This is a genomic window from Legionella cincinnatiensis (assembly GCF_900452415.1).
Lineage (GTDB): Bacteria > Pseudomonadota > Gammaproteobacteria > Legionellales > Legionellaceae > Legionella > Legionella cincinnatiensis.
Map to the genome: position 1 here is coordinate 3110516 of NZ_UGNX01000001.1, position 17215 is coordinate 3127730.

A 17215-nucleotide genomic window follows, 5' to 3' on the forward strand; every position below is an offset into this window, starting at 1 on the left:
AAAACGTTCAATTGATAAGATAACCTCATAAAATAGTTACTATGCTCTGATCTGCATCTAAAAGAACTTCTTTTCCTAGAGGTAAAACACATCTTCTCGAGAAATGTCCATAAGGAAAATTTTTAATGCAAGGAGTATTAATTCGTAATGACCATTCTTCAATCACATCGTCAATAGTTCCATCACGTTCAGGGAAATACTTTGCAATACAACGAGCAAATTGACCGAAGATCACTCCATTTACTTCATCAAAAAAACCAGCCATATCGAGCTGAGAAAGTCGGCTATCTACCTGATAAGGTTCAGCGCCCACATCCTCTAATATTAAGATACAATTTTTTACTTCAGGTTGATATGGTGTCCCCATTAATGAAACCCATGACTCCAAATTTCCCCCCACTAATCTCCCTTGAACAATGCCAGGTTTCACAGTTTGGCCTTCATGAATTTGAAAAGATTCTCCTCTAAGACATGCCCAAAGTGTCGATTCAATTAAAGGATCAAGTTGTTCCCTGTCTATATCGCCAAAAACAAAACCAGTACAGGAGATAATTCCCGCTTTCTTGAATAAACCTGCTTGTAACGCTGTAGTGTCACTAAATCCGCATAAATATTTAGGATGAGCGCGTATAATCTCATAATCAAGAAAAGGTAATATTCGTTGCGAGCCATAACCCCCGCCAATAGCCATAATCGTTTTAACCTCATTATCTATAAAACAATCCATGAGATCATTTGTTCGATATTCATCTTCCCCTGCTAAAAAACGATCTTTAGCAGACACATGCCGCCCTACTTTCACTTTAAATCCTTTTTGCTGCAAATAAGAAGTACCCTTTTCAAGTAATCCAGGAAGCATCGGACTTGAGAGAGTAATCAGCCCAATAATATCCCCAAATTTCAATGGCTCAGGGTAAAGATAACTCATCTTATTTCTCCGAAATTAAGGTAATATTCAACTCATAAGAGAGCTTTTTTGGTGTTTTTTATCGAGCAAATACAAAAATGCAATAAGACTAGTAAAAATATAAAGCAGCATATTTATATGGGAATGCCCAGCTTGATATTGAATGAATATTTCATCAGCAACTAAAAAACATCCAAACAACGCCGTATTTAAGATAAATGCCTGCAGCGTTCGATATACATAATAGTTCCCACAAGTATAATAAGAAATGAAAGCGCGCCAATAGAGCACTGCAATGATCATCACCCATAAGTTGATTATTGAAAAAAGAATGAGACACAACAAATCGTTATCAAGACGATACAATTTAAAAAACCTGTGAATCCAATCAAGATTATGTGACGAAGCAGGAAAATTAGCGGGCAATAGGCCAAACCCAACCATTAGATTACAAAAATCAGTCAGAAAGACGATAGAAATCCATAATGCCCACATGAGTATAATGCCCTGAGCAAAAATACGAAATAATCGCTCCGTGGCTACCTTGATATACATTTCTTCTTCCAAGTAGTAAAATCCTTAAACTAAATTCACATTAACTTATTGTGAGTTGCGTATAAGCGAACATGGAGTTACTTCATCCCCTTTGGGCTAAGCAAGCGCGTAGTGTTACCTCAAAGCCTAGCACAAATTTCCAAGTGCTGTGTCGTATAAGCGAACGTGGATTTACTTCCTCTCGTTCGGGCTGAGGAAGCGCGTAGCGCTGTCTCGAAGCCTAGGACAAATGTTCAACTTCCGTGCTAAGGCTTCGAGACGGCATAAATGCCTCCTCAGCCTGAACGGTTGAGACAGAGGCTGGATCTCAATAGATTTTTTATCCGCAACTCATGTTCACTTAATGAGGATCGTATAAGCGAACATGGAGTTACTTCATCCCATTTGGGCTAAGCAAGCGTGTAGTGTTGCCTCAAAACCTAGCACAAATTTCCAAGTGCTGTGTCGTATAAGCGAACGTGGATTTACTTCCTCTCGTTCGGGCTGAGGAAGCGCGTAGCGCTGTCTCGAAGCCTAGGACAAATGTTCAACTTCCGTGCTAAGGCTTCGAGACGGCATAAATGCCTCCTCAGCCTGAACGGTTGAGACAGAGGCTGGATCTCAATAGATTTTTTATCCGCAACTCATGTTCACTTAATGAGGATCGTATAAGCGAACATGGAGTTACTTCATCCCATTTGGGCTAAGCAAGCGTGTAGTGTTGCCTCAAAACCTAGCACAAATTTCCAAGTGCTGTGTCGTATAAGCGAACGTGGATTTACTTCCTCTCGTTCGGGCTGAGGAAGCGCATAGCGCTGTCTCGAAGCCTAGTACAAATGTTCAACTTCCGTGCTAAGGCTTCGAGACGGCATAAATGCCTCCTCAGCCTGAACGGTTGAGACAGAGGCTGGATCTCAATAGATTCTTTATCCGAAACTCACGTTCACTTATTGTGACACACATATAGTTTAATGGATTTGCAAGGATGTTCAATAATACAATTGTTCTTATCTGATAAAGCGTTATGTTCCTATTTACCATGATTCAGTAAGAACGATCTTAGAAGATAACCTCTTGTTTGCCTGACATCATAAACTTCCAAAACTCTAGGCCGATCTACAATTTACTACCTTGCATCAAAAATGCTTTGATTTTTGAATCACCTAAAACAACATCAAACTTGACAAAACAAGAAGTTGAACCAGAATTTATTAACAGTAAAGGACTTTTTGCATGGATAACAAGGTTCATATGGAGAGAAATTATGGCTACTTCTAATAGACTTAAGGAACAATACCCTATGAGCGAAATAGAAGCAATTTACAGACGCCGGGCTGTACGTAATTACCTACCACAAACTCTAGACCGTGCAACAATCAACTCCTTACTTGATGCGGCAGTTCAAGCACCCACCGCCATGCATGAAGAACCTTGGTCCTTTGTGGTAATTCAAGACAAAGAAATGTTAAATAGTTTATCAAATAGTATTAAGGCACTTATTTACAATGAAGCTCATAACTATCCAAAAACCCAAATCAAACATCTATTGGATCTCGTAAATAATCCTGAATTTCACGCATTTTATAATGCAAGTACTTTAATCGTTATCTACAGTAAATATCATGGACCCTTTGTCGCCGCTGATTGTTGGTTAGCAGCTGAAAATCTCATGTTAACGGCGTGTGCGCAAGGACTTGGTACCTGTGTTATTGGGCTTGCAATTTCAGCTTTAAATACTCCGGAGTGGAAAATGAAACTGAATCTTCCATCCAATATTGTAGCTATTGCGCCAATTATCGTAGGTATTCCTGCCGGCGAAACTCAAGTAGTACCGCGTAAATCACCCGAAATTTTAGTATGGAAATAAAATATAATTAAGGACATACCTCATGAAAAAAAATCTACTCATATTTTTGTTATTAACACTCAGTTTCTCAGTAATGGGGAAAACTTCCGATTTTATTCTTTGTAAAAGCAAATTTGCCTTATGTACTACTGCACCTTGTAACCCCATACATGGAAAAAAAGGATGGGTTTCTTGTCACTGTACTGTGCAAGAAGGATATTCTGCAGGAGAAAAACCGTGTACTGGCGTAAAAAAAACAAGCAAGGGACAAATCATAAAATCACGCTATTATCCTATTAAAACTTTTGCGATTTGCAAGAATGAACGTCCTTGGGCTTGGTGTTTGGACAGTCCATGTATCATTGATAAAAAAGATCCTTCAAAAGCAAAATGTATGTGTTCTGTAGTACGCAACAAAGGGCCTTATCTTATTGTCACGGATAAATATACTAAGAATACCTGTACTACTGGACTTTATTCGTCAGCAACAGTTAAAGGGGCAGAAGAGATAACCGATTTTTTAAAAGCCCACAAAGAACTTCGCCCTTTCCCTACCAAAATTCTTAACAAACAGTAGAATAAGGAGTGTAAGGTGGTTCATCTTAATTAGTGATAAAAAAGATGAACCTCAAAAAGCTGAGAAGCCTATAAAAACTTTAGAAACATTACCTATATCATAAAAAACTTCACTTAAATAAAAACAGAAATTATGTCTTATAGGCTCATGAATTTTTGTTCTCTGCCAACAAATCATGGGTTGCTTTTTGATAAGTATTTAAAAAATTATCCTGAACAACTATAGCCATGTTGTTAATCGCTTGTACGGTACCTGTTTCTTTAAGAACTCCAGTCTTAAATTGCCATTTGCTGGGTAATTTAAGCTTTGCACCTAGTTGTGCAAGTGATTGTTCTGTCTGTGGTGTTTTTTGGACACTATAGGACTGCATGACATATACATTACCTTTGGGATCAATAAGCTCATAAACAGGTTTACCTGCATCATAAACCCATGTTGTTTGACGAGCTACCTGAAGTTGCTTGTAGGGAGCACCAGATCTAAATAAATCCCAGAAACTCATATGGAGTACACCTGCTTCACGCATCTTTAAGCCATTAAATGTTTTAACGTCAGGATTCACTAAATCGGAGTTTTTAAGTCCATCAATAACCCAATAACGAGGTCCATTTAAGTGAACATGAGAGGAACCTGTTTCGCTCTTTACCTCAGCTGGCGTTATTTTATCCCAAATTTTTTCCGGACAATTATTTAAACCAATTGTATTGTATACTGCATAATCTGTTCTGCTTTTTTCTATAAGAATCTCACAATATCGTTGTCCACGCAGATGAGATTTTTGTGCCGCAAATGAGAAAGCCGGTAGAATCAATAAAGCAAAAATTAGACTTTTTTGGTAACCAATATGCATTATTACTCCTGTAATTTGAATTTATAAGCTCTAAAAGATAATACCCAAGAAATGTGAGAAAATATAGTTTGATAATTCCAATATCTATTTGCTTCAAGTTCTAATTAATTTTATTTTTTAACAAGATGATTTTGCATGCGACTGACAAAGTGACAAAACATAACACACACCAAACCTATTAATCCGCCTATAATAACATGTGTAAAACGCTCCGAAGCAATACTCGCTGAATGAGTCGCCAACATTACAGCTATAGCAACAAACAAGCAACGAAAAGTATAGGCAATAATATAACGACGAAAAGCAACTAATGTTAAAAACACACAGCACGCCGTAAGGGCCAAATTTAAAGATGTATTGGGTATAAGAAATTGGCCTAAGAGAATACCTGAAGGCACACCAATGGAAACGCCTATAGCGCGTTGGCGCAATTTTTGTGGGCTTGTCGCAATATCTCCTGTAATCACACTTGCAGTTCCCCAGATCATCCATTGTCCATTGCCCATATGAAAATACTCTACTAAAAATGCTGAAATACACACAGCAATCGCCATGGAAATCATATTTTCAACATAAGGGTTTTGCTCTCCAAAATCCCCTAAGCCACTGAGTCTTAGAGGATGATAATGGATGAATTGCTTCTTATAAAATGCGCGTGCTTTATCATATTGGGCGATCAACAAAGTAGGAAGCAAAGCAACCAAGAAATAAGGTAAAAATTGAGGAGCCTGTTGCAGCAATTTTTCAGGTTGTGTTTCAGCAGCAAACTCTGTAGCAAGAATAATTGCGGGTATAAACGTCCAACTGCCCAAATGACGTAATTTATTTCCCTTCATGGTAATCCAAAATATGGTCATTGCTGCCAAGGAACAGGAAATCACATAAAGCACAGGCTTAAGTTGTGTTAAAAACAGTAAATAAAACATGATAATCACAATAAACCCATGCAGCAATACGCCTAATGCCGTCAACTCAAGCCGTTCTTCAACGATTAAAGTAGCCATGGTTAAAACAGAGGCTTGTAACCACAAAGGATTATTAGTACTTAAATAAAGAAATGCAAATGGCAGTAATGCAATAATGCCGCGCAGCAATGACCAAATTTTAATTTCATTTTTTAATGCGTTTACTGCTTTAAAAAGAATTTTCATGGTAAATTTTTCAACTCACCTACCGAAACAATTGTGGCGATTTTTTCCATTAATTGGATAGAAGATAGATGTTCTTCTTGATTTACTGCAGCACAAATTTCTTCGACAATACAGACTTTGTAGTCACGATCATGAGCATCACGTGCCGTACTTTGCACCGCCCAAGAAGTACTAACGCCTCCTAAAATGACACATTCGATTTGATTTGCTCTTAACGCAGCATCCAGCGCAGTTCCATAAAATGCACTAATTCGCGGCTTCACAATGACTAAACTGTTGCCAATATGCAAATCTGGATGAAATTCAGTACCTTCAGATCCTAATTTTAGTGCACCCAATTCATGAATCGTTCCAAATATAGGAGAATGTTTGGGTTGTTCTATATAGTGTGCACTAAATCCAACTTTAACCATAATCGTTAACCAGTTTTTTAATGTTGCGATTTTAAGTACTTCATTCACCTTTTTAATCACATCACGTTCAAGAGCATGAGGGGCGCAGCGCGCAATCTTACCCTGAGGATGCATAATATCAACAATATAATCTAAACCTATAAACGCGGTACGCATCATTATCTCCTATAATTTTTTATCCAATAATAATGGATAGAATTATTTGTCACCGATTTTCTTACTTATTGATTAATGAATTTTTTTATATTGTCCTGCTTCAATAAATGGGACATAATCTAACCGATAATCAAATATATAGCCTAAATTATGCCAAATTAATATACAAAAAATAAAGATTAGAATGTTTCTAGTGGCCATAACCTGGACTAATAATGGATAGCATCTGGTTGCAAAAATAAGATGAATTGCAAACAAACCCTGATGTCAACAAAACTCAATTAAAAAAGTTGGGAAAAGGACTGTTTTTTATGCAAAGGAAAAAGCTACTGTATTGCTGTTTTAGTTTGATGATAATGTTCGCTTCTTCAACAATGGCTTATGATGAACCTGTTGTCAATCTAGGTTACACCAGTTTCTACGATGGAAGCCCTCCTTCAGGACCAGGGTTGTATTTTCAAGATTATTTTCAATACTATACGAGTAATCGCTTTAATGATCAAAATGGCAATAAACTTCCGCTCCCACGCACTGATCTGGATGTCATTGCTAATGTGACTCAGCTTATTTACGTCACCACAAAAAAAATTTTCGGAGCTTCTCTCGGGTTTTCAGCACTTTTACCTTGGGTTGTAGCGGATAAAGTGGACGATGGATTAAACCATCAAGTACTGAAAGCAGAAAATGGTCCTGGTGATTTATGGATCGGCCCTGCACTTCAATTTGATCCAATTATGCGTAAGGATGGCAAAGGGCCTTTATACGTACAACGTATTGAATTGGATGTTATTGCGCCAATAGGACGATACAGCAGTATCAATGCAATAAATGCCAGCAGCCACTTTTGGTCATTAAACCCCTACTGGGCTTTCACATTTTGGTTAACCCCCAAATTATCTACGGCAGCCCGCTTTCATTATCTCTGGAATGGGGTCAATCACAGTCCAAATGTTTCTTTTGGGCCTAATGTTCAGTCGACTCAAGCCGGACAAGCTATTTTTGCTGATATTGCAGTAGGTTACGCAATTATTGAAAAACTCACCGTAGGGGTTAATGGTTATTTTTTCAATCAAATTACGGATACAAAAGTTAATGGTGTTGGTGTGCCTGATAGAAAAGAAAGTATTTGGGCAATCGGACCTGGTATGGTATATAGTCTGAGCAAAAATCATTTTATTTTTTTAAATGTATATTCAGAACAAGATGCTAAAAATCGTCCCCAGGGCACTAATGGTATATTACGCTTTGTTGTTCATTTTTGACTGTTTTCCATAGCCTCCTCCTCCAGGCGTTTCAATAACAAAAACATCGCCTGGATGCATTTCAACACGTGCGCAACCACCTAGCTCTTCAATAACCCCATCTGCCCGTTGCACCCAATTATGCCCTAAGTTGCCCGGAGTTCCTCCCTTTATTCCATATGGAGGTATGACACGATGACTGGAAATAATATTTGCTATCATTTTTTCTAAAAAACGAATCCGACGCACAATACCATCACCTCCACGATGTAGGCCCCTACCTCCGCTTCTTTTTCGCAGAGCAAACTCTTCCACCAAGACAGGAAATCGCCACTCCAAAATTTCTGGATCGGTTAAATAAGTGTTTGTCATATGTGTATGAACTGCTGAAGCACCATCAAAATTAGGACCAGCCCCCGCTCCTCCACATAAAGTTTCATAATATTGATACTGCTCATTTCCAAAAGTAAAATTATTACATGTTCCCTGCGAAGCAGCGACAACACCTAAAGCACCGAATAAAGTATCAACGATGCATTGCGAAGTTTCCACATTACCTGCAACAACAGCAGCAGGATAATTCGGCTTCAAAATACTTTTTTCTGGAGTTACGAGTTCAATTGGCACAAAACATCCATCATTTAAAGGGATATTTTCTGCAATTAAACACCGTAAAACATATAAAACAGCGGCCTTACAAATAGCTGTAGGTGCATTAAAATTACCTGGATGTTGCACACAGCTGCCAGTAAAATCAAATTTTGCCCGTTTCTTTTGCTGATTAATCGTAAGTGTCACTTTAATTTGGCTGCCATCATCTAAAGAATAAGTGAACTCACCGTTCTTTAACCTTTTCAATAAGCGCTCAACAGATAAAGTGGCATTATCACGCACATGTTTCATATAAGCATGAACAACATCCAAACCAAATTGCGTAACAAGCTCTAGTAGAGCCTGTATGCCACGTGCATTCGCTGCAATCTGCGCTTTAAAGTCTTCTATATTTTGTTGGGGATTTCGGGCTGGATATGATGCTTGAGTCAGCAAATCCAGCGTTGCCTTTTCTAAAAAATGTCCTTGATCTACGATTTTAAAATTATCAATTAATATCCCTTCTTCCTCAACCACTTTGCTTTCCGCAGGAATAGATCCTGGAGTAATTCCACCAATATCTGCGTGATGACCCCGTGAACCCACTATAAATAATAAGTGATCTCCCTCTTTATCAAACACAGGAGTAATTAAAGTGATATCCGGCAAATGAGTACCACCATGATAAGGTGCATTTAAAGCATATACATCGTTAGGATGCACTTTTTTATTGTTTTTCAATATAGATTTAACACTTTCACTCATTGATCCAAGATGCACAGGAATATGAGGAGCATTTGCAACTAATTCACCATGCGCATCAAAAATGGCACAAGAAAAGTCAAGCCGCTCCTTTATATTGACTGAACTTGCTGTTTTGCGCAAAACCTCCCCCATTTGTTCAGCAATATTCATAAAGCGATTATTAAATACTTCTAACATTGCAGGGTCCACAGTCGTATCTACTTTTTTAGTAGCCACCCTTTGATAACGTGTTAATAAGAGATGTTTCTTAGGGGTCACTTCAGCTTGCCATCCTGGTTCAACAATAGTAGTCGAGTGCTTGTCTGTGATCACTGCACAGCCTTGAATACAATCACCAGAGATTAATTCTTCACGTACATATACAGGAGCATTATGAAAGGAGTCATGAGTAAAAATGTTAACGGTGTCACGCTGAGGTATTTTATGTTTAAAACGGCCTGTGACTATTTTTTCGGCACACTCAGCATCCGTTGCACTTAGCACCGAACATTCGATGGTAATTGCTTCAATGATTAAAGGTTTTCTATATGAAGAAAAGCCAAATGTCTTATGATGTTGCGCAATAAATGCTTCTCGCATCGATTTCATTGTTCCAAACGCAACAATTAACTGAGTATCAGATCCTGCATAACGTAAATGCACTTGGCGTTTACTCAGCATTTCTTGGTTTTCTAAGCCCTGAGACTTTAACTCCATATGAGCTGTTTGTTCCATTTTTTCAAACTGCAGACGTAAAAAAGAAATAATGCCCCGTTGGAAAGGCTTTTCAATAACTTGTTCATGCAACACGCTGATTTCTGCTAATCCCATTCCATAGGCTGAAAGCACACCTGCTAAAGGATGAATTAAGATTTTTTCGATACCCAAATTATCAGCAACAAGACAAGCATGCTGTCCAGCAGCCCCACCAAAACAATTTAAAATATATGGTCTTACATCATAGCCACGCTGTATGGAAATTTTCTTAATAGCATTAGCCATATTTTCTACTGCAATATTCAGAAAACCTTCGGCAACCTCTTCTGTTGTTTTCCTACTCCCTGTTACATCGTTAATTTTGTTTACCAAAGCCTGAAAACATTGACGCACTACATGTACATCAATTCCCTGATTTGCTCCAGGGCCAAAAACCTTAGGAAAAAATTGAGGCTGTATTTTACCAAGCATCACATTGCAATCGGTGATTGTGAGAGGACCTCCGCGACGATAACATGCAGGTCCAGGATTTGCGCCAGCTGATTGAGGTCCCACTGTATAACGTTGGCCATCAAAATGCAGGATTGACCCGCCCCCTGCAGCAATGGTATGAATCATCATCATTGGGGTGCGAATATGCACCCCGCTAAACTCATAGCTAAAACTGCGTTCATATTCACCCGAAAAATGGGAAACATCAGTGGAGGTCCCTCCCATGTCAAAGCCAATAACCTGATTAAAACCCGCCAGCTGACTGGTTTTAATCATTCCAATAACTCCTCCTGCAGGGCCAGAAAAAAGACTGTTCTTACCTTGAAAAAGTTTTGCATGAATCAGGCCACCATTAGATTGCATAAAAAACAAAGGAGTTGTACTTAACTTATCACGTAACCCTTGGATGTAACCGTGTAAAACCGGAGAAAGATAGGCATCAACCACAGTTGTATCACCACGGCTTACTAATTTCATGACGGGTGCTATTTGATGACTTATAGAGATTTGAGTAAAACCAACAGATTGGGCAATTGTTTTTAATTTTCTCTCATGTTCAGTAAATTGATAAGCGTGCATCAATACAACAGCGATCGTACGATATCCCTTCGCATAGGCTTTTTTCATCTTTTGCCACGCATCCTTTTCATCCAAAGGCTGTAATACGGTACCTTTAGCATTGATACGTTCATTGATTTCAATAACTTCATCATAGAGCAAAGAGGGTAATTTAATATTTAAAGCAAAAAGATCGGGGCGGTTTTGATAACCAATTCGCAAAGCATCAGCGAAACCTTGAGTTATCGCTAAAAGAACCTTGGCTCCTCTTCGCTCCAATAACGCATTAGTTGCTACCGTTGTTCCCATTTTGATAAATGCAATTTCATCACTGGGGATAGAAGTACCTTTCAAAATATTTTGAATACCTTGAATAGCAGCATTGGAATAACTTTCTGAGTTTTCAGACAATAACTTATCACTAAATATTTGTCCTTCGGGACTACGGGCCACTACATCGGTAAATGTACCGCCTCTATCAATCCAAAATTCCCATTTCTGTTTTTTCATCTTGCCCCATCCTTGGTGCTTTAATAAGTTAAATTAACGTGAGTTATGGATAAGTGATCGGAGTATTATCAGGAATCGTTCAGGCTGATGAGGCATTCATGCCGTCTCGAAGCCTTGTATGGGATTTAATGTTTCGTGATAATGCTTCGAGACGATGCTTATGCATCTCCTCAGCCCGAACGGATCCAGATATCGACTAGATCTTATATAATCTTTATCCATACCTCACATTAAATTATACTACACGGTTATCGCTTTATTGTGCTTAAGAAAAATGTTATGGCCTTTCCATATAAGATTATTGATTTAACCCAAACTCTTTCTCCGGAAAGTCCTTTATGAGATATTGATTGTGGTTGCTGAATTGGACCTTGTTGGCCATCATCTAATTACTCATTGCTTTGTTGTCGATATAAGCCACAAATCTTGTGAAGATAAGTTCTGGAACAAGGCAAACCAATACAGAAATAATTTAGTTTTTCCTTGTCTTGGTCAAAAAGCTGCTGAGTTAGTATTGGAAAGAAATATCGCTGGGATAGTATTGATACGTTGTCACCTGACAGGCCTGAAAATAACTATATAGTTCACCAGCTAATGCTACAAAATAAAAAATACATTGTAGAAAATGTTTGTAATGCATCGAAACTTCCACCGTCAGGAGCTTATAGCATGGTTTTACCTATGAAAGTTGCTGGTTTAACTAAAGCCCCAATTCGCTTAATCGGTCTCTATTGATTTTGCTTTTTTATCGGATATCAATATAATTATTTTCTTGATCCATCTCCCTGGAAATGTAATGAAAATCGCTATTATTGGAGGCTCCATCGCAGGCTGTGCTTTGGCCCTGTTATTAAAGGATAAGTTTCAAGTTACTGTTTTTGAACGAGGACATGACTTACAATCACGAGGAGCAGGCATCACTTTATCTGTGGAACTATTACACTCCTTAATCAACAAAAATCTTATTGATGAAAATACCCCATCACATAGTTTCACTACACGAAGTTTTTACTGTCAATCCAGCGAAGATCCTGTTTTCGGCAAATTTTTATGGCAACAAAATCTTTCAATGGCCAGCCTACATTGGGATACTTTATTCACCAATTTAAGAAAAAGAATACCCAATCAAATGTACCACCAAGACTGTAAAGTAGTTGCAGTACAACTTCAGGATGCAGCTAAGAAAATTACTTTGGAATCTGGAGAGGAGTATCTATTTGATTTCATCGTTTTCGCAGATGGGGCTCAGTCTATGGGGCGAGAGTTAATATCTCCTCAAGCTCAAGCAAGACTTGAGTATTCAGGTTATGTAGCATGGAGAGGCACTTTGGATTTTAATGTGATGACCAATAAATCACTTTTCAATACGCAAGGACTGTACTACTGCTTTAACAAAGGGCATTTATTAACTTATCCCGTATACCATCATCAAATCAATAAACTAAATTGGGTTTTTTATGAAAAATTAGCACCAGAAGATCTAGAAGCATTAGGCTCCACTTCGATGATCAATTTTTCAACAAAAGCAAGACAACATCTACATCAATTAGCTCATAACAACTTACCGCAAGTAGCTGCTCAAATTATACTTGATACCTCTTCTCCATTTATGCAGAAAATTGTGGATGTATGCAGCGATCGATTTACATTAGAAGGAGCTCTTTTATTAGGAGATGCCAGTACTGTATTACGCCCTCATGTAGGAAATGGCGCTTCTTTAGCGATACAGGATGCTCTCAGTCTCAATGAACATTGCCTCCACACTAATGACTTTCAACACGCAGTTGTTGCATGGGAAAAAGAGGCTCTTCCTAAAAGATTAGCCATGTATGATTTATCAAAACGAATGGCGGAAGCATTAGTTTTAAATCCTGTTGTATGGCAAGAAATGGATGAATCAAAAATGTCTTCGTGGTGGGAACAAATTATTCTTGGCGAACAATGGTATACAACTATGGATCAAAAAAACTAGGCCCTTAAAAAGCATAACGATTGGCAGGCTCAGGTCTATCAAATCCCATTTGCTCCACTATATCAGCAACTTTTTCTTCATCATCCAATTTAATCCTGAGAAAATCCAAAGCTTCGGAAGGGATTGTTGCTTTATTGCCATCATTTTCAAATCTCACGATATGACTAAGCTCTTTGCCATTATGCCGCATAGGATACTTTTCTCCAGCACCATAATAAGAGAGTCCTTTGAATCCGAAATCATCCAATAATTTCTTAAAGGTTTGTGCATCTTGTGCATTGTCAAAAGCCATTTTAAAGGTTCCCTTCATGTCACCCTTACTCACCATTGGGATATCCCTGTTCTTTGATACTGATTTACCATCAAACATTTCTTGAATGACTGAGCTAACCTGGCTCGCACCTTCTTTTGGTGGAATTTGGCTTGATTTTGGTGATGTTAGGATTGATTGAGGCAAACTTGTATTCATGGTGTGTGGATTGGGTGTCCTCATTTGCTGTGCTTGATTAAAGTGATCAACTAAGCCCTGAAAACGACTTTTATTTGTAGTTTGTTCCCAATTGGAGGTTGCACTTCGCCTAAATTCATAGCCAACAATCTTATCATCTTGAATAACAAGGCGTTGATTCCCTCCTGAACTGTACACATGAGATTGAGATGATTGCTTTTGCTGAGTTTGATTAAAATGATCAACTAAGCCCTGAAAACGACTTTTATTTGTAGTTTGTTCCCAATTGGAGGTTGCACTTCGCCTAAATTCATAGCCAACAATCTTATCATCTTGAATAACAAGGCGTTGATTCCCTCCTGAACTGTACACATGAGATTGAGATGATTGCTTTTGCTGGGTTTGATTAAAATGATCAACTAAGCCCTGAAAACGACTTTTATTTGTAGTTTGTTCCCAATTGGAAGTTGCACTTCGTCTAAATTCATAGCCAACAATCTTGTTATTTTGAACAACAAGACGTTGATTACCACCAGAACTGTACACATGAGTTGGCCGAGCAGGTGAAAAAAGATTTTGAAAGGGATTATGATGATTCACCTGAGGTGATGGTGTTGGTAATGGCGCTGTCGTAAATGATTGTGCATTTTGTTGCTTATTTTTAATTAATGTAGCAGAAGTTTTTTGTACGAGTGAAGAACTCAAGTCCGACGTATCAGGTTGCTTGAATCCCTGATCTTTTCCTGATTTTTTTCTAACATCAGTAAGTGCAACTTGAACTCCTTGCTGATATTGGATTTGTGCATTGGCATAGTAACCTGCTACTTGCGCTGTTCTTAAGGTTTCTAATGTTGGCGCAGGAGAATTTTCATCAAATTGCTTGTTTTTAATCATCATGGCAAATGCGGTTTGGGAATTACCAAGAATGTTCTTCCCCTTGCCACCAGGACCAGTCCCCCATTCTTCCTCTGGCTTTAGCCCTTTACTTAAACTACTAGTATCTTCAATAATGGTGGCAGGCCCCTTATTGTCGCCAAAAGCATCACCCAACTCAATGGATTTGTGAATGCTGTCGCGAAACTCTTGAGATTGCTGATACTTAGCTGCATTAATTTGCATTTGCACGAAAACTTTATCATTATCCCATGCATTATTAAATCCAGTGGGTGTCATGTATGCGTGATGCGCATTGGGAATATAGTAAGAACTGGTCGGATCTCTTAATCCACTAAGAATTGCCCCCGGACTTTTTTCCTTTTGCCAGGCATCTAAATATTGCTTTTTATATTCTGGCTTTATTTTTTGAAAATGCAGATAGTGTTCAGAAGTTGGAAATTCAATTTTTCCTAAATGCGGGTCTATAAACTCATAGCCCTTACCATTATTATCATCAAAATTACTTAAAGCGAAATTTTCCTTGCCTCTCTCATAACCAGAAACACAAACATTTTTTCTACTAGGTGGATTTCCATCATTAAGATATAGTTGTCCGCCCATAATAGCCCCCACAAACAAAGAAAATATATATTTATATTATATACAACTATATTCCTACATGAGGGAAATAAGCGCTAAAATTTACCTAATAGTCTGGCTAAAAAATCGTGATAAGAAAAAATAATTGAAAATTTTTGACTACTTATGCTTCTCTCGTAGATTTATCAAATAACGGGTACCCAAAAAACCAACAAGCACCCCAGCAAAATTTGCCCAATAAATTGGCCAAGAAAAAATTCCAAGTCCTACGATATTAGGACCAGGACAAACCCCACTCATTCCCCAACCAATACCAAAAACGGCCGCACCAAGAATAAGTTGCCAGTCAATTTTTTCTTGAGTAGGTAAATCATAACCTACATGGAGTAAAGGTTTTGCCAACCATTTACGTAGTTGGAACAAAAGAAAAGTCACCAATAAAGCAGTAATGAAAGTAACATATAAATTGACACGGAAGGTATCAGCACCAATTTTTAAACCAGAAATAATAATATCTGGGCTGTACATTCCTGTTAAAATTAAACCCAAACCAAATATTAAGCCGAGAATTAATGAAATAAGTCCTTGCATATTCTATTTCCTTAATGAATCAGCCAAGCCGTAATAATCGCCACAGGAAAGAAAATTCCTACAGCTATCATAGAGCGTTTACGCAAAAGAGATAATCCACATAACCCATGACCACTTGTGCAACCACGTCCAAGAAAAGTGCCGCCACCAACAAAAATTCCGCCAAGAAACATAAACCAATAACTTGTTTTAAAAATAGCAGTAGGATCAACCACATTCCCTGTCAAATTAAAGAGTAATCCGGCTAAGAACAATCCTGCTAAAAATAAAAATTTATCCCTATTGGGCCTATGGGCTGTAAAATCCCATGCACCAAAAAGAATACCACTACACCCAAGAATCCTTCCTTGAATCAATAACATCATGCCAGCAGCTGATCCAAGAAAAATCCCTCCTAAAATTACTTTCATTTCAATAATCATCTTAATTAGGCCTCCTTGCCTTCCATTTGCTCCAACTCTCTGGGTTACCTTTCAAAAATTGTTGAGCAAACTGATAGAAGCGAGAAAGAAAAATAATTCTCTGCTCATAATAAGGTGTTAAGGAGGGATCGGCTCGATTGACATCAAATAAATTGTAATAAGGTGGAATTGATGCATGACGTGCAATAATTTCATCAAAACTTACCTTATTCGCATTTTTTAACATATCATACATGACTAAAAAGGTAGTTGTCCGCCCTTTGCCTCCTCGACAATGAATATGAAACCAGGCATCTTTGGGGGCGTTTTTTATTATTGTCAAAAAGACATCAACCTCAGAATCACTTGGGGCCATATGATCTGTTACATATAGCCTATGATATTCAAAACCTAATCGAGAAACTAATTCCCTTTCATTTTTAATTTTTTTAACTGGGATGTTTTTGCCGTTTGAATACTCCTTTGCCGCAAACTGTTGCGAAGATAAAACACCACTGACTTTTTTCTCTAATTTTAATGAGTTAAGCCAGTTTTCTTGTGCAATAAGACTTTGATCATTACTTTTTCCTCGATTTATCCAATCATGTTCACTCACTAAAGTAATGGCACGACCATTCAAATATCCATGACTTTCTTGACGTAAGTCTAACACCAGTACCGATTTACCCCCTATTTTCCTATGTTTCGCAATGTAGTCCACAATTTCTTTCCATCCTTTTTCACTCGGCTCTTCACTACCTGAAAGGGATAATTCATTAATACCAAAGTTATTGCCTTGATAAACATCGGCAATCATGGATGCATCGCGTAACCATCTTAGTGGAGAAGAAGAAAGGTCACTGTCTTGAACAATACAGGGATTATTGAGTGTCGCATCACACATTTGAGTTTCTGGTTGGGCAAAAATAAATCCTTGAAATAATAATAGCGTCAAAATAACTATAATGCTCTTAAAATAGACCATGAATTAAACCGTAAGAGAAACATCCTCCATTCTATGTTAATTTTTTTTTTTACTA

Annotated in this window: 14 protein-coding genes; 4 read left to right on the forward strand and 10 right to left on the reverse strand. The window is 37.9% G+C overall.

What is annotated here, in order from left to right; all coding sequences use genetic code 11:
• Positions 1–25: 25 nt before the first annotated feature.
• Positions 26–928 (reverse strand): S66 peptidase family protein, encoded by a 903-nt coding sequence (locus DYH34_RS13870; protein WP_058466022.1) that lies wholly within the window; start codon positions 926–928, stop codon positions 26–28.
• Positions 929–955: 27 nt separating this feature from the next.
• Positions 956–1462 carry a hypothetical protein gene (locus DYH34_RS13875; RefSeq protein ID WP_058466021.1) on the reverse strand — a complete coding sequence of 169 codons (507 nt, stop codon included), beginning with the start codon at positions 1460–1462 and terminating at the stop codon, positions 956–958.
• 1243 nt (positions 1463–2705) lie between these two features.
• On the opposite strand from DYH34_RS13875, the gene DYH34_RS13880 reads away from it, so the two are divergent.
• On the forward strand, positions 2706–3308 hold the full coding sequence (locus DYH34_RS13880) for a nitroreductase family protein (RefSeq protein ID WP_058466020.1): 603 nt from the start codon (positions 2706–2708) through the stop codon (positions 3306–3308).
• A gap of 22 nt (positions 3309–3330) precedes the next feature.
• Complete coding sequence (locus DYH34_RS13885; protein ID WP_058466019.1) at positions 3331–3864, forward strand: hypothetical protein; 534 nt, start codon at positions 3331–3333, stop codon at positions 3862–3864.
• A gap of 145 nt (positions 3865–4009) precedes the next feature.
• Here DYH34_RS13885 and DYH34_RS13890 read toward each other — a convergent pair whose 3' ends face one another.
• The 3 genes from DYH34_RS13890 to DYH34_RS13900 form a co-directional block, all read right to left on the reverse strand.
• Positions 4010–4714, reverse strand: coding sequence for a hypothetical protein (locus DYH34_RS13890; RefSeq protein ID WP_058466018.1), 705 nt, complete (start codon positions 4712–4714; stop codon positions 4010–4012).
• A gap of 110 nt (positions 4715–4824) precedes the next feature.
• Positions 4825–5865, reverse strand: coding sequence for an FUSC family protein (locus DYH34_RS13895; protein ID WP_058466017.1), 1041 nt, complete (start codon positions 5863–5865; stop codon positions 4825–4827).
• The gene (locus tag DYH34_RS13900; protein ID WP_238589560.1) at positions 5862–6437 is read right to left on the reverse strand and encodes a cysteine hydrolase family protein; all 576 of its coding nucleotides are present in this window, start codon (positions 6435–6437) and stop codon (positions 5862–5864) included. Before DYH34_RS13900 ends, DYH34_RS13895 begins: the two co-directional genes overlap by 4 nt.
• Before the next feature lie 308 nt (positions 6438–6745).
• On the opposite strand from DYH34_RS13900, the gene DYH34_RS13910 reads away from it, so the two are divergent.
• The gene (locus tag DYH34_RS13910; protein ID WP_058466287.1) at positions 6746–7696 is read left to right on the forward strand and encodes a SphA family protein; all 951 of its coding nucleotides are present in this window, start codon (positions 6746–6748) and stop codon (positions 7694–7696) included.
• Here the strand turns inward: DYH34_RS13910 and DYH34_RS13915 are convergent.
• The gene (locus DYH34_RS13915) at positions 7673–11287 is read right to left on the reverse strand and encodes a hydantoinase B/oxoprolinase family protein (RefSeq protein ID WP_058466015.1); all 3615 of its coding nucleotides are present in this window, start codon (positions 11285–11287) and stop codon (positions 7673–7675) included. The genes DYH34_RS13910 and DYH34_RS13915 overlap by 24 nt on opposite strands.
• 796 nt (positions 11288–12083) lie before the next feature.
• Between DYH34_RS13915 and DYH34_RS13925 the strand changes: the two genes are divergently transcribed.
• Positions 12084–13259: an FAD binding domain-containing protein gene (locus DYH34_RS13925; RefSeq protein WP_058466013.1), complete on the forward strand. Its 1176-nt coding sequence runs from the start codon at positions 12084–12086 to the stop codon at positions 13257–13259.
• A 4-nt stretch (positions 13260–13263) separates the two neighbouring features.
• Here the strand turns inward: DYH34_RS13925 and DYH34_RS13930 are convergent, their stop codons facing one another.
• The 4 genes from DYH34_RS13930 to DYH34_RS13945 all read right to left on the reverse strand — a co-directional run bounded on the left by DYH34_RS13930 (position 13264) and on the right by DYH34_RS13945 (position 17160).
• Positions 13264–15204, reverse strand: a complete 1941-nt coding sequence (locus tag DYH34_RS13930; protein ID WP_244918537.1) for a hypothetical protein — start codon at positions 15202–15204, stop codon at positions 13264–13266.
• 138 nt (positions 15205–15342) lie between these two features.
• Positions 15343–15774, reverse strand: a complete 432-nt coding sequence (locus DYH34_RS13935) for a DUF6691 family protein (RefSeq protein ID WP_058465098.1) — start codon at positions 15772–15774, stop codon at positions 15343–15345.
• A gap of 11 nt (positions 15775–15785) precedes the next feature.
• Positions 15786–16196: a YeeE/YedE family protein gene (locus DYH34_RS13940; RefSeq protein WP_058465099.1), complete on the reverse strand. Its 411-nt coding sequence runs from the start codon at positions 16194–16196 to the stop codon at positions 15786–15788.
• Position 16197: 1 nt separating this feature from the next.
• The gene (locus tag DYH34_RS13945; protein ID WP_058465100.1) at positions 16198–17160 is read right to left on the reverse strand and encodes a phosphatase domain-containing protein; all 963 of its coding nucleotides are present in this window, start codon (positions 17158–17160) and stop codon (positions 16198–16200) included.
• Between the last annotated feature and the right edge of the window lie 55 nt (positions 17161–17215).